We start from the raw sequence: 19,058 nt of genomic DNA, 5'->3' as shown, positions 1-19,058 counted from the left end.
CCGGTAAAAATCTCTAGCACTCAAACCGTCAGTCGAACAGATATTTCATGACAATTATCATCAAGAATTTGTGCGGCCGCCAGCAGATGCGGCCTGCTTCTGCTGGCGTTAGATAGCTCCGTCGACGATAACCATCGGCCGCCCCTGCGAACAGGGCTCGATACGGGCATCAATGCGATAGATATCGCGGAGCATGTCCGAGGTTATCACCGCCTCGGTACTGCCGCTCACCACCATTTCACCGCGCGCGATTACCATCGTATTCTCGCAATAACGCAGTGCATGGTTGAGGTCGTGCAGGGCGATCAACACGATCATGCCGGTTTTCTGGGCAAGCTCGGTCACGAAACCTAGAACCTCGATCTGCCGGTGAAGATCGAGCGCCGATGTCGGCTCGTCCATCAGCAAGACTTCCGGCTTGCGCGCCAGCGCCTGTGCCAGCGACACCAGCTGCCGCTGGCCGCCGGACAACTCGCCGAGGCCGCGGAAGGCAAGATCGTGGATTTTCAGCGCCTTGAGAATGGCATCGATCTCAAACAGCTCATCATCCTGAACGCGCCAGCTATGACCGCCCTGCTTGGCGGATAGAAGCACGGATTCGTAGACCGTCAGCACGGCGTTGGCGCCGGTATCCTGCGGCATGTAACAAATGGCGCGGTTACCGCGCGCCGTATCGGAGAGCTCGACCAGACCGGGACCGGAAATCAGGCTGGCGATACGCTTGAAAAGCGTGGATTTGCCAGCGGCGTTGGGTCCAATCACCGCCGTCACGCTGCCGCTTTCCAGCGTATCGATGCCGACCTTGGACAGAACCGTAGTGCGGCCATAGGCGGCACCGACATCCTTCAGTGCGAGCGCTACCATGCGCGTCTCCTGTTGCCGAAAATGAGCACGAAAAAGAACGGTACGCCGACGAGCGCCGTGATGACCCCGATCGGCAAAATGGCGCCGGGGATGAGGACCTTGCTGATGACCGAGGTTGTCGACAGAAGCAGCGCGCCGCAGATGATCGAGCCGGGCAGGAAGAAGCGCTGATCTTCACCTACCAGCATGCGGGCGATATGCGGACCGACAAGCCCGACAAAACCGATGGTGCCGACGAAAGAAACCGGGATGGCCGCCAGCAGGCTGACCGTCAGCATCGTCTGCAGCCGCAGCCGGCGCACATTGATGCCCATGCTGGCTGCCTTGTCATCGCCCAGCCTGAGCGCCGTCAGCGCCCAGGCGTTGCGCATGAACATCGGCACGGTGATGACGAGAATGGCCGCGGTCACATAGACTTTTTCCCAGGTTGCCTTCGTCAGGCTTCCCATGGTCCAGAAAACGACGGCGGCGAGCGCCTGTTCGGACGCCAGATATTCCAGCAGCGACAGCGCCGCGTTGAAGGTGAAGACCAGAGCGATGCCGAGGAGCACGATGGTTTCGACCGTCACACCGCGCAGCGTCGAGGCGAAATGAATGAAGAGCGCCGCAACCATGGCCATGATGAAGGCATTGATCGGCACCATATAATGCACAGCACCCGGAAAGATCGCCACGCCGCCGACAAGCGCCAGCGCCGCACCAAAACTTGCAGCGGCCGAAATGCCGAGCGTGAAGGGGCTGGCAAGCGGGTTGGACAGGATGGTCTGCATCTGCGCGCCCGCAACCGACAGCGATGCACCGACAGTGACAGCCATCAGCGCTATCGGCATACGGATGTCCCAGATCACGACCCGCAGCTGGTTTGCAGCAGCCGCCGGATCGGCAATGGTCGCCAGCACTTGGGAGATTGTATAGCGCGCCGGGCCGAGCGCCATATCCGCAGCCATGCTGAAACAAAGGGCGATGAAAAGCCCGAGAAGAATAACGATCCTGCGCGCGGCAAGGGCGCGATATTGATCGCGCCCGCTGACGCCAACGGCGCTTTCATTCAGCGAACTCATTGGTTCAAACCTTTTTCGAGCGAGGCGAAATAGCCCGGCTTATAGGTAACGGGGAGGAACTTTCGGTAAAATTCCTCAGCGTTTTTTTCCGGATCGAGATCGGCGAAGAGGTCCGGATGGAACCACTTGGCAAATTGCTGGATCGGCAAAAACTCGTAAGGCGCGCCATAAAACTGGTGCCAGACGGCATGGACATTGCCTTGCTTGACCGCCTTCAGTTCCGGAAACGGCGTACGCGTCATCAGATTGGCCAGCCGCTCGCGCGAAAGCGCCACGTCTGCGCCCAGCCCGAGGGGAACGAACTGGTTGATGTCGGATTCCGCCGCCCAGTTCGAGCCGGTGACGATGACATGATCCGGATCAGCGACGACCAGCTGCTCGGGATTGAGATCGCCAAAGGTCGTCTTGATGATGCCGTCGGCAATATTGTGACCACCGGCCAGATCAACCATCGCGCCGAAATTGGCAGGCCCAAAGGTGCGGCAGCAATTGTTTTCGCCGGAAATACCCGGCGAACGCTCGATGAAGATATTCGGACGCTTCAGGTCCTTGGCGCTGGCGAGCCGGTCGGTCACGCGGGCAATTTCAGCACGGCGATAGGCGGTGAATTCCTTGGCGCGCTCATCGGCACCGAACAATTTTCCAAGGATTTCGATCGAGGCTTCGCTGTTCCTGTCGGGATCGATGCGGAAATCGAGATAGACGATCTTGATGCCGGCAGCAGCAGCCTTCTCTTCGAAACCACTTTCCTTGGCGGTTTTTTCTGTTTCCAGATTGAGGGTGATGACATCAGGGGAAAGGGTGATCGCCGTTTCCAGGCTGAAGTCGCCCTGCGGCAGATAACCGAAGCGCGGCAGTTTTTCGATCTGCGGAAAACGCTCGACATAGGCCGTGTAGCTGTCAGGGTCTTTCTTGAGCAGATCGTCACGCCAGCCGACGATGTTTTCGAAGGTCTTGTCGCCCTTCAGCGTCGCGATGACATGGATCTGGCGGGCTTCGCCAACGATGACACGCTTGGCCGGCAGGTCCAACTCGACCTTGCGGCCGGTGACATCGGTGATCTCGCCTGCATAGGCTGTCATGGCAAGAAGAGAGAAGGCCAGCACCGCAAGATGCCTCAGAGCATTGAGCCGCATGAGAAGTCCTCATTGTGTTCCAAAAGAAAATGATGAAACCGCATCACTGCGGTCTCATCCATCGAACGGACGGCGCTCCTCTTCACCGTCCCTGTCTTATTTCGCGTCCTTCAGAGACACGAAGTAGCCGGGCTTGTAGTCAAGCGGCAGGAAGCGGGCATGCAATTCCTTGAAGGTCGCCTCCGGATCCAGATCCTTGAAGAGATCAGGATGCAGCCACTTGGCAATTTCCTGAATGGCGACGAACTGGTAGGGATTGTTGTAGAACTGGTGCCAGATGGCGTGGACATTGCCGTCCTTCACAGCCTGCACACCGGTAAAGGCCGGGCGCTTGGTGAGGTTTTCCAGCTTGCGATGGGCTTCCTTCACATCCGCGCCATAACCGACGCCGACCCAGTTGCCGCCGGGAACGTAACCGTTCCAGTTGCCGCCGGTGATGATGATCTGCTCCGGATTGGAGGCGATGATCTGCTCCGGATTGACGGTGCCGAAGGTGCCGGGAATGATGTCCTTGGCCATGTTGATGCCGCCGGCAAGCTCGACCATCTTGCCGAAATTCTCGTTACCGAAGGACATGCAGCAATCGTCGGAATAACCGCCGGCGCGCTCGATGAAAACGACGGGCTTCTTCGGATTGGCCTTTTCAAGCGTGTCGGTGACCTTGGCGATGGAGTCAGCACGGAACTTGATGAAGTCCTCGGCGATCTTTTCCTTGCCCGTCAGCTTGCCCATCAGGCGCATGCTCGGCTCGGTATTTTCCATCGGCTTCTCGCGGAAGTCGACATAAACAAGCGGAATACCGACCTTGGCGAGCTTCTCGATGTAGCCTGCCTCTTCGGTCGCCGTCTTGGCGTCGATATTCATCAGGATCACGTCCGGCTTCAGCGCAACCGCCTGCTCGACGTCGAAAGTGCCGTCCTTCATGCCGCCAAAGGTCGGCAGCTTGGCGATCTCAGGATATTTGGCAAGATAGGCGTCATAGGTTTCCGGATCGGCCTTGGCCAGATCGTCGCGCCAGCCGACCACGTGCTGGAAAGGGTTTTCCTTGTCGAGCGCCGCGAGGAAATAGATCTGCCGTCCTTCGCCGAGGATGACGTGCGAAACGGGAACATTAACTTCGACATCCCGGCCGGTCACATCCTTGACGGTGACCTTTTCGGCCAATGCCGGCCAGGCGGCGGATACGAGAAGGCCAAGGGCAAGTGCCGCAGATTTGGCTGAGATGCGCATCGGATATTGCTCTCCAGTGTTGACTGGCGGGGCTGTATTATTTTCTGACTGTACTAGTCAACATTTATGTTTTAGAGCCATTCTCAACTGACCGGCGCACGGGTTGAAGACCAAATGATCGACACTATTCAATATGGCAAAAACGACAGCCTGAGAGATGAAATCAAAGCCTACTGGTCCGGCCGCGCCGCGACCTTCGACCTTTCCCCCGGACATGAGATTTTTTCCGAAGATGAGCGCGAAGCCTGGCATGCCCTGCTTTTGAAGCATCTGGGACCGGGAGAAGGCCGCAAGGCGCTTGATCTCGCCAGCGGAACCGGCGTCATTTCGCACCTGATGGACGATCTCGGTTTTCAGGTCACGGGCATGGACTGGTCGGAAACCATGCTGGCGCTCGCCCGGGAAAAAGCAAAAAGCCGCACGCGCAACATCCGCTTTTTTGTCGGCGATGCCGAAAATACCATGGAGCCGGATGAAAGCGCCGATGTCATCATCACGCGTCATCTCGTCTGGACACTGGTGGACCCACAGGCGAGCTTCGCCGAATGGTTCCGCGTACTGAAACCGGGTGGACGGCTGCTGATCGTCGACGGCGATTTCGTCAATGTCGGCTGGCGCGAAAAACTCGTCAAGAAACTGGCTGCGGGCCTCGAACGCGCCGGCCTCGTGAAGCCGGACCAGCCGCACAAGCCGGCGGATCCGGGCAATACGTTCAACAGCATTCTTTCACGGGTCTATTTTTCCGACGGAGCGCGGGCCGACGATGTCGCGGCGCTGTTGCGCGCCACGGGCTTCGAGCCCGTCGCGGTCGATCAGGAGCTAAAGGCCATCCATCGCGCCCAGTCGAAAAATTTCAGCCTGCTGAAGGGCATCCTGCGCGGCCTTCAGCACCGTTATGCGGTCTGCGCGGTGAAGCCGGATATGTCCGCGAAAGGCTGAGGACGGCCAGAGCCGTCTCATTTTTCGGCCTGCTCTAAGAGATCGTCCAGCCGGGGTTTCGCTCGGCCGGGCACACCGATTTCCCTGTAGCTCTGCGGCAAGGTCGCCTCACCCACCTTGATCAGCATGACCATGCCCATGCCGTAATGCGGCGAGCATTTGATGCCATAAAAGCCCGGCCTGTCAAAACCAGTCTCGAACTCGTCGTTGATGCGGCTCTTGAAGCCTTCGGCGCCTTCAGGAACCATACCGTCGATGGTCGCGGCATTGTGACTCTTGTGGGTCGGCACGAAGCGCACACGGTCACCGGGTGCGATCTCCGGAAAATCGGGCTCAAACACCATCGGACCTTTTTCGCCCCGGTTCAGCATTTTTACCTCAAAGGTTTCGGCCATGGCGTGGAAGGGAAGGCCCGTGGCCAGCGCCAATACAATTCCGGCCAGAGCATTACGCCGCTGCACGCCAAGCCGAAGCTTTTTTAATCTCATCATCGAGCTAATACTTTCTTTGCCTGATCGGCCATCCCATGGGCCGGCAGAAAACGAATATGGGAAAAGCCGCCTTCATCCGTGGTGACGACGGACTGCACCCCGAAAACATCAGCGATCGTCGCCGATGTCAGCACCTCGCGCGGTGCACCTGCCGCAATCACCTGCCCCCGATGCATGATGGCGACGCGGTCGCAGAACATGGCGGCGTGATTGAGATCATGCAGCGCCGCCACGACCGTCAGCCCCTGCCTGCGGACCAGATCGAGCAGACCGATCTGATGGCCGATATCAAGATGATTGGTCGGTTCGTCGAGCAACAGAATATGCGGTTCCTGCGCCAGGGCGCGGGCGATATGCAGGCGCTGGCGTTCACCGCCGGAAAGGTGATGCCAGTATCGTTCCGCCTTGTCCGCCATGTCGACATTGTCGAGCGCGGCATTAACGATGGCGTCGTCATTGGCCGACCAGGCGGAGAGCGGACCGAGATAGGGGGTGCGTCCAAGTTCGACGGCCTGTCGAGCCGTAATACGCTCGGTGGTTTCGGCCTGCTGCTCCACAAAGGCCAATCGGCGGGCGAGATCACGCCGTCCGAAGGAGGCAAGCGCGTCGTCACCAAGCGTGACGTGGCCACGGCGCGGCTTGCGGATACCGGCCAGCATGGAAAGCAGCGTGCTTTTGCCGGAACCATTCGGGCCGATAATGCCCAGAAACTCCCCGGAACCGACATCGATGGAAACACCCCGCACGATATCGACATTGCCGGCATGGAAATGCAGGTCGTGAGCGGACAATCTCATGACCGCCCCCTTTTCTGCCCGAGAATGAAGGCGAAGGCAGGCGCGCCGACGAGCGCGGTGATGACCCCGATCGGCAGCACCTGACCGGGAATGACGATGCGCGAGAGAATATCGGCGACGATCATGAAAACAGCGCCGGTCAACGCCGTCACCGGCAGCAACATGCCATGGCGAACGCCGACGAAGATGCGCGCCGCATGCGGAATGACGAGACCGACAAAGCCGATGGAGCCAACCAACGACACCATCACCGCCGTCATGATCGCCGAAACCGAGATCAACACCGCATAGGTCCGGCGCACCGGAATTCCGAGCGAGGCGGCGGCCTGACCGCCGAAAGCGAAGGCATCCAGCGCCCGGGAATACCAGAGGCACACCGCAAGACCAGCGATGCTGACCGGCAAAGCCATCCAGACATCGGGCCAGCGCACGCCGGAAAGATTGCCGAGAAGCCAGAACATGATGCCGCGCGCCTGTTCGGCATTGGCGGATTTGGTGACGATGAACGAGGTCATGGCGTTGAACAGCTGCGAACCGGCCACGCCGGCCAGAATGATGGCGCTGTTGCCATGGCCGGCGCGCACCGCCAGAAGGCTGACCAGCGAGAACGCAACAAAAGCCCCGATCAGCGCCCCCACCGGCATGGTCAGAAACCCTGCCCCGATACCCAGAAGCGCGACCGCCACCGCTCCGGTGGAGGCGCCTGCGGAAATACCGAGAATATAGGGGTCGGCCAGCGGGTTGCGCAAAAGCGATTGCAGCACCGCACCGGCAAGCGCCAGCGAAGCGCCGCAACAGGCGGCGACAACGGCGCGGCTCAGACGGTAACTCCAGACGATGCCCTCATCCAGCGGCTCCAGCGGGTAACCGGCATGAAAGACACGGTTGGCGATGGTTTTCGCCACCACGTCGAAGGGAATGGCGGTCTCACCGATGGCCGCTCCGGCCATCAGCGCGACGAGCAGCAGGGCAAGCGCGGCAAAAGCCAGCCCCGCCCTGCCGAGATTGACGGAAAAACCGTTCACTTGGCGAGACCGGCGGCCGAAATCGCCTCGGCCAGCGTTTCAATGCCTTCGATCGTGCGGATGGTCGGGTTCATCGCCTGCGCATCCATGTCGAAGACATGGCCTTGCTTGACGGCGGGCATGATGCTGGCCACGGGGTCGTCCGCGAGGAACTTGTGCTTGACGGCAACGTCATCGGCCGGGAAACGGCGGCGATCCATCTTGCCAGCGACGATGACGGACGGATTGGCCTTGGCGATGGTTTCCCAGCCAACGGTCGGCCATTCCTCATCGCTTTCGATGACATTCTTCAGCCCGAGCGCCGACATGATGTAACCGGGCGCGCCATGGCGGCCCGCCACGTAAGGGTCGATATCCAGTTCGGCGCTGGAGAACCAGAAGACGGCGGAAATCTTGCCATTCGCCGAAGCGATCTTGGCGCGGGCTGCCTCCTCACGTTTCTTCAGATCGGCGACAACCTCTTCGCCGCGATCCTGCACGTTGAAGATTTTCGCGAGATCGCGGATTTCCTGATAGATCAGCTCCATGGTGAAGCCAGTCTTGCGCACGCCGTCACCGCCGCCGGAATTATCCTTGCCGACGCAATCGGCAGGCGAGGTGTAAACGGGAATACCGAGTTCGGCGAATTGCGCCGGTGTTCCGACAACACCTTCGGGGCCGATCTGCCACTGGAACTGCGTCGTTACGAGATCGGGCCTCTTGCCGACAACGGCCTCAAAACTCGGATCATTATCGGCCAGCCGCTCCACCTTGGCGTTGGCTTCCTCATAGCCCTTCAAAACCGGGCCGATCCACAGCGCCGTACCCACCACCCTGTCGGCAACGCCCAGCAGATAAAGGACCTCGGTCGTGCTCTGGCCAACGGATACCGTGCGGGCGGGCGCCTGTTTGAAGGTGATGTCCTGACCGCAGCTGTTGATCGTCAGGGGATAGACCGTTTCGGCAGCATGAGCGGAAGCGGCAGGCAAAACCGCAAGCACAGCGGCCAGAAGGCCGGCATAGGCCGGCAGGCGTCCAGGATTAAACATATGTTCTCCAGTCGAAATTAAATCGCTTGTTCCAGAGCAGCAGGCGTTAGAACGCGCAGCAACAGCGGAACGTCTTGTACGGAGAACAACGACGGGACGCAAACCAAATGTTATGAAATAACATTACAATTTCCTCCTCCGGGCTTCCCCGCCCGTAACGATGGTTCATATTTTGACGGCAGGTCTCCTGGCTCACGGATTTGCGCCGTTCATCTGCCTTCCCGCATTCCGGAGAATGCAGTGGCATGACGCCTTTAAGGCGTCACGGGGATGAGCGGCAATCCGCTTACAGTTGCGGGGGCAGCCACGGCATTGGGCGACAATCATCACCCGCACCATGTTCCCTATTAATCCCTTCGCCTTTCGGCTGCAGGAACCGTCGTCTTCTCACATAAGGGGCAAGAGGCAAGGCGTCAATCGCCAAAGAATGTCTCCCAAGGGTGTGAAAACTGTCCTGCGACAAACACATGCACACGACAGGAACCCAAAATGCATGACATGAATTCGATGGGATGCGGCGCGCTTCAGCAAAGGGATGGGCCTGCCAGAGCAAAGATACCAGCAGAGCCGGTGCCTGCCGGCTGCGGTGCATTTTTTGACATCGTCGTCAGTGTTTCAATCACCACCAGCCCGGATTGCGCCAGAAAATCGGTGAAAAAACCGTCATCGCGCACGGCATCGAGCCGGACAAGCTGGTCGTCGAGATCGGCAAAATGCCGCCTGACCAACGCGACTGCCTCGGCTTCCCCCTCTGCAACCACCGGGCCGATGATGTGGCCCCGCCCTGCCGCCCGCCGCAGCGCGAAGGCGGCCAGACGATCCGCCTCGAACAGGCCGTAGCCGGTGTTTTCCCGCAGGAGACGCCGCAGCACGCCCCGGCGTGAAACGCCGAAAGCCTCCCGGTCCAGATCTTCCACGGCGGACAGATGATCTTCCGAAACCGGCTCGATCCTCTGTTTCTTGCCAAGCTGCGGCGTTTCAGTGGTGCAACGGGGCTTGCCGCGCAGAAGATGCACCCTTTCCGTATCTCCGGCAAAACCGAGCCCCGCAAAAAGCCGCCGCGACCCCTCCGTGGCATTCAACCGCAAGGCGGCGGCAGGATATTTCGCCACAAGCTGCCGGACCAGCCAGGGTGCTACGCCCTGCCCCTGAAGGCGTGGGGAAACGATGACCATGCCAAGCGTCGCAAAAGCCCGATCATAGGGAAAAAGCATGGCGGTCGCGACAACCCGGTTGATCTCGTCCAGCGCCGCAAGGCCGACACCGCATTGGCGCAGGAAACACCATTCATTGGCATGATACCGCCATCCGACGGCCATGGAGAGGGCATGCAGGTGATCCGCCTCCACATCCGCGATATCCACGGTCCGCAACTCGAAACTATCGACTTTGAGCAGCTCCATAACAAACGGCTCTCATTCCCTCCGGCGCGGAACCTTCGGTCCCGGCAGCCCAGCCCATGACATCCGAAGATAACCGGCCCTGCCGGCAGGAATTTTCTGAAAGCACTGGAAGGACACAACAATCTACCGAAATCATCGGCATTTCAGCAGATAAACGCCGCCGGCCACTCTAAGCTTCTGCGAGGAATAATCCGGCCAGCATAAACGACCGGCCAGTGGGGACGACCAGTGGGGACGATCATGAACGCAATCGAAATCCTTGAGCGTCTCGTCGCCTTCCCGTCCGTCGTCGGCACCGCCAATGGCGATATTGCCGGATGGATCGCCGACTACCTGGAAAGCCAGGGCGCGAAAGTCTCGCTGTTGCCGGGTCCGGAGGGCGACCGCGCCAATCTCTTCGCCACGTTCGGCCCGGCCGATCGCGCCGGTTATATCCTCTCCGGCCACATGGATGTGGTGCCGGCCGGAGAACCGGAATGGTCTTCCGATCCGTTTCGGTTGAGAACCGAAAACGACCGGCTTTACGGGCGCGGAACCACCGACATGAAAGGGTTTCTCGCCACTGTGCTCGCTGCAGCACCGGCATTTTCGCGCATGGCGCTTGAACGGCCGGTACATATTGCCTTTTCCTATGACGAGGAGGCGGGCTGCCGTGGTGTCCCCCATCTCATAGCCAGCTTGCCGCAGCTTTGTGCCCCGCCGGCGGGTGCCATCATCGGCGAACCCAGCAATATGCGCGCCGTTCGCGCCCATAAGGGCAAGGCCGCAGCGCGCATCACCCTGCGCGGCCGGTCCGGCCATTCCTCACGTCCGGATCAGGGGATAAACGCCATTCACCTGATGACCGGCATCATGGCGAAAGCAGTCGAAACCGCCGATACGCTGACGCGGGGACCGTTCGAAGCAACCTTCGAGCCGCCCTACTCCTCGCTGCAGATCGGCACAGTCAAGGGCGGGCAGGCGATCAACATCATCCCCGATCATTGCGCCATCGAACTGGAAGCGCGGGCAATTTCGGGCGTCTTACCACTCGCCCTGCTGGAGCCGGTACAAAGCGCCGTCGAAGCGCTTGCCGCAACGGGCGTCGATATCGAATGGACACCGATGAGCGCTTACCCCGCATTATCGCTTCCAGCCGAAGCGCCGCTTGCTTTGCTTCTGGAACAACTGACCGGCACCCCCAACCTCGCAGCCGTCAGCTACGGTACGGAGGCCGGACTTTTCCAGGCGGCGGGAATAGATGCCATTATTTGCGGCCCGGGCGATATCGGCCGCGCCCACAAGCCGGACGAATTCATAACCGCGGGCGAACTTGCCGCCTGCCAGTCGATGCTGGAAACACTCGGCCGCCGCTGCGCCGCTTAACCGAATGACGGATTTCAGATGACGTTTCTCTTCAATTCCGACGCAAAGCGCGGCGAAATCTTCCGGCAGGCTCTCGCCACCGAACTGCCGGGCCTGCCGTTTTCAATTGATACCGCCACTGTCGATCCCGATGCGGTGCGTTACCTCATCACATGGACGGTGCCAGAGGATATCGCGCGTTACCGCAATCTCGAAATCCTGTTTTCGATCGGCGCAGGTGTCGACCAGTTTCACATCGATGCAATCCCGGAAACGGTGAAGGTCGTGCGCATGGTGGATGAAGGCATCATCCGCATGATGCAGGAATATGTCTGCCTCGGCGTGCTTGCCCTTCACCGCAACCTGCCGGCCTATCTGGAACAGCAGCGCCAAAACCTATGGAAAGCCCTGCCGGGCCAGCGGCAGGCGGAGGAATGCCGGGTCGGCGTTCTCGGCCTCGGCATGCTGGGCGTTGCGGCACTGGAACGGCTGAAACCTTTCGGCTTTCCGCTTGCCGGCTGGAGCCGTTCGCCGCGCCAGATCGATGGCGTCACCTGCCACAACGGCGATGATGGGCTGAAAGCCATTCTTTCCACCAGCGATATCCTCGTCTGCCTGTTGCCACTGACGGACGAGACCACCGGGCTTCTAAATGCCGAGCGCCTTGGCCTGCTGCCGGATGGCGCGGCTTTCGTCCATGCCGGGCGCGGCAGACAGCTCCACCATGGCGCACTCCTCGATGCACTCGACAGCGGCAGGCTTTCCGGCGCGGTGATAGACGTCACCGATCCCGAGCCACTGCCTGGGGACCATCGTTTCTGGACCCATCCGAAAATCCTCCTGACGCCGCATATTGCCAGCGTCACCCAGCCCCATTCCGCCGCCCGCACCGTCGTCGACAATATCAAACGATACGAATCCGGCCTCGAGCCGCTCGGCCTTGTCGACCGCAGCCGCGGATATTGATCATCCGCCTATTTCAGAAAGGAAAATCCATGCCGCTTCTCAAGCCTATCGACACCAATCCCGATTTTGAGCCGAAGGCCTCCAAGGCCCTCCCGGAACGCCTGATCGCCGGCGACCCTTCATTCAAGACTTGGGCGCTGGACGAAGCCCGCGATGGAACCGTAAAGACCGGCATATGGGAAGCGACCCCGGGCGAAAGCCGTTCGATCAAAGGTGAGACCTTCGAGTTTTGCCATATTCTGGCCGGCGTCATCGAAATCACCCCTGATGGCGGCGAACCGCAGCGTTACACGGCAGGCGACAGTTTCGTCATGAAGCCCGGTTTCGTCGGCGTCTGGAAGACCATCGAAACCGTTCGCAAGATCTATGTCACCGTGAACGGATGAGGTAAAATCCGCCGTTTTTTCGAGATCGCGCATCGTAGCGGTCAGAGACACGCGACAGACAGCGCGCCGCAAAAGATTGCGCTGTCTGCCGGTGACAAAACGGGATTTTCATTCATCGCCCGCGCCACAGTCGGTCGATTTCGCTTGGCGGCAGGGATTAGCTTTAAGGGCATATCCACAGAGGATTTCCCATGACGCTCAGCTTCGATCCAGACAGCCTGTCTTTGCCAATCGGCCATTTCATCGGCGACCGGCTGATCCCGGCTAAAGACGGCATCGACATGCACCGCCCATCGGACGGCATGGAATATGCCGGCTGCCCGAAGGCGGATGCGACGCTGGTGGATGAGGCGGTGCAAACCGCCAAGGCCGCACTGAAAAGCAGCAACTGGGGCGGTGTGCGCCCGCGCGAGCGCACCAAGGTTTTGCAGCGCTGGGCCGACCTGATCGAAGCGGAAGCCGAGACCTTGGCGAAAATCGAGGCGCTGTCCTCGACGCGGCCGGTGGGCCAGCTGATTGCCGGCGATATCGCCGTCACTGCCGAGCAAATCCGCTTCTTCGCCGAATTCGCGGACAAGGAAGGCGGCGATCTGGTGCCGACCGACGACACAAGCCTCGGCATGATCATGACCGAGCCCTATGGCGTTGTCGGCGCGATTACGCCGTGGAATTTCCCCGTCTCCATGGCCGGCTGGAAGCTCGGCCCGGCGCTGGCGGCCGGTAATGCCGTGGTGCTGAAACCATCGGAAATGACGCCTTTCTCCAGCATTTTCATGGCGCAACTGGCGATCAAGGCAGGGCTGCCCGCCGGCCTTATCAATATCGTGCTGGGTGATGGGCCGGTGACGGGCAATGCCATTACTGGACACCCTGAAATCTCCAAGGTCAGTTTCACCGGCTCCACCGCTGCGGGCGCTGCCATCATGGCCAATATCGCCCGCACGGGCATCAAGCCCATGACACTGGAACTCGGCGGCAAAAGCCCGCAGCTGGTCTTTGCCGATGCGGATATCGAAAAGGCGGCAGCCGCAATCGCCGGCAATATTCTTTCCAATGCCGGGCAGGCCTGTGTGGCCGGCTCACGCATCATCGTCGAAGAAAGTGCGGCAGACGCCCTTTCCACTGCTATCATCGCCCGCATGAAGACGGTCAAGCCCGGCCCGACCTGGGACGAAACCACCCAATATTCCCCGATCATCTCCGAAGTGCAGCGCAAGCGCATCGACGGCATCGTTCAGGCGGCCGTCGCCCATGGCGGAGAATGCCTGACCGGCGGTGCGAATATGGACGGCCCCGGCTATTTCTACCAGCCGACGCTGATCACTAATGTCGACCAGACCTCGCCCGCCGTCACCGAGGAAATCTTCGGCCCGGTGCTGACGCTGCAGACCTTCCGGACGGAAGAAGAGGCTCTGGTGCTTTCCGACCATCCGACCTACGGTCTGGCGGCGGGTCTCTTCAGCCGCGATATCTCGCGTGTGATGCGCCTGTCGCGCGCCATCCAGGCGGGGACGATCTGGGTCAATCGCTATGGCCGTTCGCGTGACCACATATTGCCAACCGGCGGTTACAAACGCTCCGGCATCGGCAAGGACCTCGGGCGGGAGGCCTATCTCGCGAACCGCAAAAGCAAAAGCGTCCTCATTGGACTGTAACAGGGGAAAAGTCTTGAAAACGCATCGCATCGCACTCATTCCCGGAGACGGCATCGGCAAAAGCGTGACGGACGCCGCATGGCAGGTTCTCAACGCCGCCGCCAAAAACTCCGGTTTTGCGCTTGAAGGCACCGAATTCCCCTGGTCCTGCGCCTTCTACAAGGAAACCGGGGCGATGATGCCGAAGGACGGCATCGAAACGCTGCGCGGCTTTGACGCCATTCTGCTCGGCGCAGTCGGCTGGCCGGCGCAGGTGCCGGACTCGGTTTCGCTACACGGCCTGCTGCTGCCGATCCGCAAGGCGTTCGTGCAATATGCCAATATTCGCCCGCACCGGCTTCTGCCCGGCGTGCAGGGACCGCTGAAAAAGGATGGCTTCGACATTCTCTGCATCCGCGAAAATACCGAGGGTGAGTATTCCGGCGCAGGTGGGCGCGTGCATCAGGGCACCGATGACGAGGTGGCCGTCGAGACCTCGATCTTTACCCGCAAGGGCGTGGAGCGCATCCTGCGCTTCGGTTTCGAACAGGCACAGAAACGTCGCGGCAAGCTTGCCTCCGTCACCAAGTCGAACGCCCAGAAATATTCGATGGTGTTCTGGGACGAGGTAACGCAAAAGCTCGCCGCCGAATATCCTGACGTCGAGGTTTCCAGCTATCACATCGACGCCATGGCGGCGCGCATGGTCATGGCCCCGGAAAGCCTCGATGTCGTGGTCGCCTCCAATCTCTTCGGCGATATTCTGACCGATCTGGGTGCCGCCATTCAGGGCGGCCTCGGTTTTGCCGCCTCCGCCAATATCAACCCTGATCGCAGCGCGCCGTCCATGTTCGAGCCGGTGCACGGTTCGGCTCCTGACATCGCCCATCTTGGCATCGCCAATCCCATCGCCGCCATCTGGTCCGGCGCGATGATGCTGGAGCATCTCGGCGAAAGCGATGCGGCAGCAAAGATCATGACGGCGCTGGAAACGGCGACTGGCCGGGGCGTTGGCACAGTGCCGGGCAAGGATAAGACGGATGCCATAACGGCTGCGGTTCTCGCGGCACTCGACTGATTTCGGAGAGAGATGATGCAGGGATTGAAGGACAAGGACCTTTTTCGCCAGACAGGTTTGATCGGCGAGGCATGGAAGGTTGCGGCATCGGGCAAGGTGGTCGACGTGATCGACCCGGCAACGCAGGCGGTGATCGGCACCGTGCCTGACATGGACGGCGCGGAGACCCGCGCGGCGATCGAAGCCGCCAACGCCGCCTTTGGTCCATGGAAGAAGAAAACCCATGCGGAGCGCGCTGCCCTTCTCGAAAAGTGGTTCGCGCTGATGATCGAAAATGTCGACGATCTTGGCCTGATCCTCACCACCGAACAGGGCAAGCCGCTGGACGAGGCGAAGGGTGAAATTCGCTACGGCGCATCCTTCGTCAAATGGTTTGCGGAAGAAGCCCGACGCATCAGCGGCGGCACCATCCCCTCGCCGACGCCGGATCGGCGCATCGTGGTGCTGAAAGAGCCGGTCGGCGTCTGCGGCATCATCACGCCGTGGAATTTCCCGAATGCGATGATCACCCGCAAGGTCGCGCCGGCACTTGCGGCCGGCTGCACCGTGGTCATCAAGCCTTCGGAATTCACGCCCTATTCGGCCCTGGCGCTTGGCGTTCTTGCCGAACGGGCCGGCATTCCCTCAGGCGTCATCAACATCGTCACTGGCATGCCGACTGACATCGGCAACGAAATCATGGCCAATGAGACCGTGCGCAAGATTTCCTTCACCGGCTCCACCCGCGTCGGCTCACTTTTGATGCGCGGCGCTGCCGACAGCATCAAGCGGCTGTCGCTGGAACTCGGCGGCAACGCACCCTTCATCGTGTTCGACGATGCCGATCTCGATCTCGCAATCGAAGGCGCGCTGATTTCGAAATTCCGCAATGGCGGCCAGACATGCGTCTGCGCCAATCGTATTCTCGTGCAGTCGGGCGTTTACGACGCCTTTGCGAAAAAACTGGCTGACCGTGTCGATGCCATGCGGGTCGGCCCCGGAACGGAGCCGGGCGTTGCCATCGGCCCGATGATCAACGGGCCGGCCATCACCAAAATCCGCGCGCATATCGACGACGCTGTCTCCAAGGGTGCGACGATCATCACCAAACCGCACGATCTGCCTGATGGTCCGCAATATACCGCACCCGTGGTGCTGACCGGCGCTACCACGGCCATGCGGCTGGCGAATGAAGAGACCTTCGGCCCGGTGGCGCCGCTTTTCCGTTTCGAGACCGAAGAGGAAGTGCTCGCCATTGCCAATGGCACACCCTTCGGCCTTGCCGCCTATTTCTACACCGAAAGCCTCAAACGCGCCTGGCGTGTGGGCGAAGCACTGGAATTCGGCATGGTCGGCCTCAACACCGGTGCGATCTCCACCGAAGTCGCCCCCTTCGGCGGCGTCAAACAATCCGGCCTCGGCCGCGAAGGCGCGCAGGTCGGTATCGAGGAATATCTGGAAATGAAGACGTTCCACATCGGTGGGCTTGCCTGAGCCTTCAGTCTTTCTCCCCGCCTAAAGGGCCGCTCTGCGGCCCTTCTTTTTGTGAGCATGGAACTGAAAAAGCCGTAGCATTTACACTCCGTCACCCCGGACTAGATCCGGGGTCCAATGCGATCAAGGACTTGATCGCAGAAGACTCTTTCACCGCGCAGACGCGCGGTGGCTGGATGCCGGATCAAGTCCGGCATGACGGAAGAACAAACAGCCCCCTTACTGAATCTTGTCCAGCATCTTGTAATAAAACCCCACCAGCGGCAAAAACCACGGCTTGCCGAAATGGCCCGGCACCGCCGGCCAGTCCAGCCCTTTCAGCGGGTTATTGTCCGGCCGTCCCAGAATGGCGTCGGCCATGATCATGCCGAGATGGGTGGAAAGCTGCGCGCCGTGGCCGGAATAACCCATGGCGTACCAGACACCATCATGAAAACCGGCACGCGGATAACGATCCTTGGTCATGTCCACCAGGCCGCCCCAGCAATAATCGATCGGCACATGGGAGAGCTGCGGGAATATGCGATGTAGGGCTTCCGTCAGAATTGCTCCGCTCTTGGCGTCCGAACGCTGGTCGGAGGTTGCGGAAAAGCGGGCACGGCCACCAAAGATCAGCCGATTGTCCGGCGCGAGCCGGAAATAATTGCCGATATTCATGGAATTGACGTAAGTGCGATTGCCCGGAACCGAGGCCCGAACTTCCGCATCCGTCAGCGGCCGCGTGGCGATGATGAAGCTACCGACGGCGATGATGCGGCGACGGAAATAGCTAAAGCCGGAGGGCGTGTAAGCGCCGGTCGCCACAAGAACATTGTCGGCCGTCACCTTGCCGCGCGTGGTTTCCAGCTCGTGGGTTTTGCCGTTCTGGATGTGCTTCGTCACCGCCGCATTTTCAAAGATCACCGCACCATGGCGACGGGCGGCCTCGGCAAGGCCGGCCACATAACGGCCCATATGCATCATCGCGCTCTTCTTCGAAAGCATGGCGCCATAAAAGGGCGAGCCGATCTCCGCCTTGAGATCGTCGACAGACAGAAGCGCCGTATCGGGGTCGACCTCGGCATGGACCGCCTCGAAGTTTTTCGCCAGCCCCTCGAAATGCTGCGGCTTAGAGGCCATTTTCAGCTTGCCGGCCCGGCGGAAATTACAGTCGATGCCTTCCTCGGCAATCAGACTTTCCAGCGTGTCGATTGAGGCGTCCAGCGCCTTGTAAAGTGCGATCGCCCGCTCCTTGCCGAGTTCGGCTTTGGCGGAGAGATAAGAATGGGCAAGGCCGTTGTTGAGGTGGCCGCCATTGCGGCCGGAAGCGCCCCAGCCGACACGCTGCCCTTCAAGGACAATCACGCGTGCGCCAGCCTTGGCGAGCTGGCGCGCCGCACCGAGACCGGTGAAGCCGCCGCCGATGACGGCCACATCATAGTGGCCTTCCACAGGACCTTCCGCCGCCCCCGCGAACAGGGGGGCGGTGTCGTGCCAGTAGGAGACGAGCTTCATGGTCCGATCCTTTTCTTAAAGTCCGACGACGCCCGCAAGACCACCGATATTGGCGATTTCCACGTAACCGTAATAGGGGTTTGCCGGTTCATGGCCGCGGTTCACCCAGACCTTGTTCTTGATGCCGAGATCGTGGGCAGACATCAGATCGTAGCGGAACGACGAAGAAACATGCAGAATATCTTCCGGGCCGCAGCCGAGCATGTCGAACAAATATTCGAAGGCCTTGAAATGCGGCTTGTAGGACTGCGCCTGTTCGGCCGTATAGACGGCATGAAACGGTGCGCCAAGCTTTGCGACATTCGACATGATCTGCGAATTCATGGCGTTGGACAGAATGACCAACGGAATTTCCTTGGCGACCTTTGCCAGACCGGCTGGAACGTCGGCATGCGGACCCCAGGTGGGAACCCGCTCGTAGGTCATTACGGCATCCTCGTCCTTGAAGGAAACGCCGTTGCGCTTGCAGGTGCGCGACAGGGCATTGTGAACAACCTCGGCGTAAGGCTTCCAGTCATCCATGACCTCGTCAAGACGATAGGCCGAGAAGTTCTTGATGAACTCCTGCATCTCAGTCTCTCCCAGACGATCGCCATAAAGATCGCGGGCAGCTTCTGCCATCTGGAAGTTGATCAAAGTACCGTGGCAATCGAAAGTGATATATTTGGGGCGGAAGATGGTCATGTCATCGTCATCCTTGCTTGGGGAT

At 60.1% G+C, this 19,058-nt stretch carries 18 protein-coding genes and 1 riboswitch; of the genes, 7 read left to right on the top strand and 11 right to left on the bottom strand.

Annotation, left to right across the window (positions count from 1 at the left end; translation table 11 throughout):
* Positions 1 to 108 precede the first annotated feature (108 nt).
* The 4 genes from AKG12_RS11905 to AKG12_RS11890 form a co-directional block, all read right to left on the bottom strand.
* A complete protein-coding gene (locus AKG12_RS11905; protein ID WP_052818952.1) occupies positions 109 to 864 on the bottom strand; it encodes an ABC transporter ATP-binding protein in 756 nt (251 codons plus the stop codon).
* On the bottom strand, positions 858 to 1,925 hold the full coding sequence (locus AKG12_RS11900; protein WP_046801415.1) for a FecCD family ABC transporter permease: 1,068 nt from the start codon (positions 1,923 to 1,925) through the stop codon (positions 858 to 860). Before AKG12_RS11900 ends, AKG12_RS11905 begins: the two co-directional genes overlap by 7 nt.
* Entirely contained in the window at positions 1,922 to 3,061 is a 1,140-nt protein-coding gene (locus AKG12_RS11895) for an ABC transporter substrate-binding protein (protein WP_052818951.1), read from the bottom strand. The genes AKG12_RS11900 and AKG12_RS11895 overlap by 4 nt, the downstream gene beginning before the upstream one ends.
* A gap of 96 nt (positions 3,062 to 3,157) precedes the next feature.
* Positions 3,158 to 4,291 carry an ABC transporter substrate-binding protein gene (locus AKG12_RS11890; RefSeq protein WP_052818950.1) on the bottom strand — a complete coding sequence of 378 codons (1,134 nt, stop codon included), beginning with the start codon at positions 4,289 to 4,291 and terminating at the stop codon, positions 3,158 to 3,160.
* A gap of 114 nt (positions 4,292 to 4,405) precedes the next feature.
* Between AKG12_RS11890 and AKG12_RS11885 the strand changes: the two genes are divergently transcribed.
* A complete protein-coding gene (locus tag AKG12_RS11885) occupies positions 4,406 to 5,230 on the top strand; it encodes a class I SAM-dependent methyltransferase (RefSeq protein ID WP_052818949.1) in 825 nt (274 codons plus the stop codon).
* 17 nt (positions 5,231 to 5,247) lie between these two features.
* Here AKG12_RS11885 and AKG12_RS11880 read toward each other — a convergent pair whose 3' ends face one another.
* The 5 genes from AKG12_RS11880 to AKG12_RS11860 form a co-directional block, all read right to left on the bottom strand.
* Positions 5,248 to 5,721, bottom strand: a complete 474-nt coding sequence (locus AKG12_RS11880; RefSeq protein ID WP_052818948.1) for a pseudoazurin — start codon at positions 5,719 to 5,721, stop codon at positions 5,248 to 5,250.
* The gene (locus AKG12_RS11875) at positions 5,718 to 6,518 is read right to left on the bottom strand and encodes an ABC transporter ATP-binding protein (RefSeq protein ID WP_046801420.1); all 801 of its coding nucleotides are present in this window, start codon (positions 6,516 to 6,518) and stop codon (positions 5,718 to 5,720) included. Before AKG12_RS11875 ends, AKG12_RS11880 begins: the two co-directional genes overlap by 4 nt.
* Complete coding sequence (locus tag AKG12_RS11870; RefSeq protein WP_046801421.1) at positions 6,515 to 7,543, bottom strand: FecCD family ABC transporter permease; 1,029 nt, start codon at positions 7,541 to 7,543, stop codon at positions 6,515 to 6,517. The genes AKG12_RS11875 and AKG12_RS11870 overlap by 4 nt, the downstream gene beginning before the upstream one ends.
* Positions 7,540 to 8,571, bottom strand: a complete 1,032-nt coding sequence (locus tag AKG12_RS11865; RefSeq protein ID WP_052818947.1) for an ABC transporter substrate-binding protein — start codon at positions 8,569 to 8,571, stop codon at positions 7,540 to 7,542. The genes AKG12_RS11870 and AKG12_RS11865 overlap by 4 nt, the downstream gene beginning before the upstream one ends.
* A 160-nt stretch (positions 8,572 to 8,731) precedes the next feature.
* A riboswitch (cobalamin riboswitch) is annotated at positions 8,732 to 8,967 on the bottom strand.
* 128 nt (positions 8,968 to 9,095) lie between these two features.
* Positions 9,096 to 9,974, bottom strand: a complete 879-nt coding sequence (locus tag AKG12_RS11860; RefSeq protein ID WP_052818946.1) for a GNAT family N-acetyltransferase — start codon at positions 9,972 to 9,974, stop codon at positions 9,096 to 9,098.
* 240 nt (positions 9,975 to 10,214) lie between these two features.
* Here AKG12_RS11860 and argE point away from each other — a divergent pair, with 240 nt between their 5' ends.
* The 6 genes from argE (at position 10,215) to AKG12_RS11830 (ending at position 16,855) form a co-directional block, all read left to right on the top strand.
* Entirely contained in the window at positions 10,215 to 11,339 is a 1,125-nt protein-coding gene (gene argE / locus AKG12_RS11855) for an acetylornithine deacetylase (RefSeq protein ID WP_052818945.1), read from the top strand.
* An 18-nt stretch (positions 11,340 to 11,357) separates the two neighbouring features.
* On the top strand, positions 11,358 to 12,284 hold the full coding sequence (locus AKG12_RS11850) for a 2-hydroxyacid dehydrogenase (RefSeq protein ID WP_052818944.1): 927 nt from the start codon (positions 11,358 to 11,360) through the stop codon (positions 12,282 to 12,284).
* A 29-nt stretch (positions 12,285 to 12,313) separates the two neighbouring features.
* Positions 12,314 to 12,670 carry a cupin domain-containing protein gene (locus tag AKG12_RS11845; RefSeq protein WP_004438300.1) on the top strand — a complete coding sequence of 119 codons (357 nt, stop codon included), beginning with the start codon at positions 12,314 to 12,316 and terminating at the stop codon, positions 12,668 to 12,670.
* A 191-nt stretch (positions 12,671 to 12,861) separates the two neighbouring features.
* The gene (locus tag AKG12_RS11840; RefSeq protein ID WP_052818943.1) at positions 12,862 to 14,325 is read left to right on the top strand and encodes an aldehyde dehydrogenase family protein; all 1,464 of its coding nucleotides are present in this window, start codon (positions 12,862 to 12,864) and stop codon (positions 14,323 to 14,325) included.
* A 13-nt stretch (positions 14,326 to 14,338) separates the two neighbouring features.
* Entirely contained in the window at positions 14,339 to 15,382 is a 1,044-nt protein-coding gene (locus AKG12_RS11835) for a tartrate dehydrogenase (RefSeq protein ID WP_052818942.1), read from the top strand.
* A 15-nt stretch (positions 15,383 to 15,397) separates the two neighbouring features.
* Positions 15,398 to 16,855, top strand: coding sequence for an NAD-dependent succinate-semialdehyde dehydrogenase (locus AKG12_RS11830; RefSeq protein WP_052818941.1), 1,458 nt, complete (start codon positions 15,398 to 15,400; stop codon positions 16,853 to 16,855).
* A gap of 219 nt (positions 16,856 to 17,074) precedes the next feature.
* Here AKG12_RS11830 and AKG12_RS11825 read toward each other — a convergent pair whose 3' ends face one another.
* Positions 17,075 to 18,349: an NAD(P)/FAD-dependent oxidoreductase gene (locus AKG12_RS11825; RefSeq protein WP_052818940.1), complete on the bottom strand. Its 1,275-nt coding sequence runs from the start codon at positions 18,347 to 18,349 to the stop codon at positions 17,075 to 17,077.
* 15 nt (positions 18,350 to 18,364) lie between these two features.
* Positions 18,365 to 19,033, bottom strand: coding sequence for a haloacid dehalogenase type II (locus AKG12_RS11820; protein WP_052818939.1), 669 nt, complete (start codon positions 19,031 to 19,033; stop codon positions 18,365 to 18,367).
* Positions 19,034 to 19,058 lie beyond the last annotated feature (25 nt).

It is taken from the genome of Agrobacterium sp. SUL3 (assembly GCF_001263295.1).
GTDB lineage: Bacteria > Pseudomonadota > Alphaproteobacteria > Rhizobiales > Rhizobiaceae > Agrobacterium > Agrobacterium tomkonis.
Note: the sequence above shows the minus strand (reverse complement) of the source record. Positions and strands in the feature narration are given on the sequence as shown.

Bases quoted from the DNA above. Each gene is read 5' to 3' on its own strand.
- AKG12_RS11905 (WP_052818952.1), bottom strand. From the start codon at position 864: ATGGTAGCGCTCGCACTGAAGGATGTCGGTGCCGCCTATGGCCGCACT.
- AKG12_RS11900 (WP_046801415.1), bottom strand. From the start codon at position 1,925: ATGAGTTCGCTGAATGAAAGCGCCGTTGGCGTCAGCGGGCGCGATCAA.
- AKG12_RS11895 (WP_052818951.1), bottom strand. From the start codon at position 3,061: ATGCGGCTCAATGCTCTGAGGCATCTTGCGGTGCTGGCCTTCTCTCTT.
- AKG12_RS11890 (WP_052818950.1), bottom strand. From the start codon at position 4,291: ATGCGCATCTCAGCCAAATCTGCGGCACTTGCCCTTGGCCTTCTCGTA.
- AKG12_RS11885 (WP_052818949.1), top strand. From the start codon at position 4,406: ATGATCGACACTATTCAATATGGCAAAAACGACAGCCTGAGAGATGAA.
- AKG12_RS11880 (WP_052818948.1), bottom strand. From the start codon at position 5,721: ATGATGAGATTAAAAAAGCTTCGGCTTGGCGTGCAGCGGCGTAATGCT.
- AKG12_RS11875 (WP_046801420.1), bottom strand. From the start codon at position 6,518: ATGAGATTGTCCGCTCACGACCTGCATTTCCATGCCGGCAATGTCGAT.
- AKG12_RS11865 (WP_052818947.1), bottom strand. From the start codon at position 8,571: ATGTTTAATCCTGGACGCCTGCCGGCCTATGCCGGCCTTCTGGCCGCT.
- AKG12_RS11860 (WP_052818946.1), bottom strand. From the start codon at position 9,974: ATGGAGCTGCTCAAAGTCGATAGTTTCGAGTTGCGGACCGTGGATATC.
- argE (WP_052818945.1), top strand. From the start codon at position 10,215: ATGAACGCAATCGAAATCCTTGAGCGTCTCGTCGCCTTCCCGTCCGTC.
- AKG12_RS11850 (WP_052818944.1), top strand. From the start codon at position 11,358: ATGACGTTTCTCTTCAATTCCGACGCAAAGCGCGGCGAAATCTTCCGG.
- AKG12_RS11845 (WP_004438300.1), top strand. From the start codon at position 12,314: ATGCCGCTTCTCAAGCCTATCGACACCAATCCCGATTTTGAGCCGAAG.
- AKG12_RS11840 (WP_052818943.1), top strand. From the start codon at position 12,862: ATGACGCTCAGCTTCGATCCAGACAGCCTGTCTTTGCCAATCGGCCAT.
- AKG12_RS11830 (WP_052818941.1), top strand. From the start codon at position 15,398: ATGCAGGGATTGAAGGACAAGGACCTTTTTCGCCAGACAGGTTTGATC.
- AKG12_RS11825 (WP_052818940.1), bottom strand. From the start codon at position 18,349: ATGAAGCTCGTCTCCTACTGGCACGACACCGCCCCCCTGTTCGCGGGG.
- AKG12_RS11820 (WP_052818939.1), bottom strand. From the start codon at position 19,033: ATGACCATCTTCCGCCCCAAATATATCACTTTCGATTGCCACGGTACT.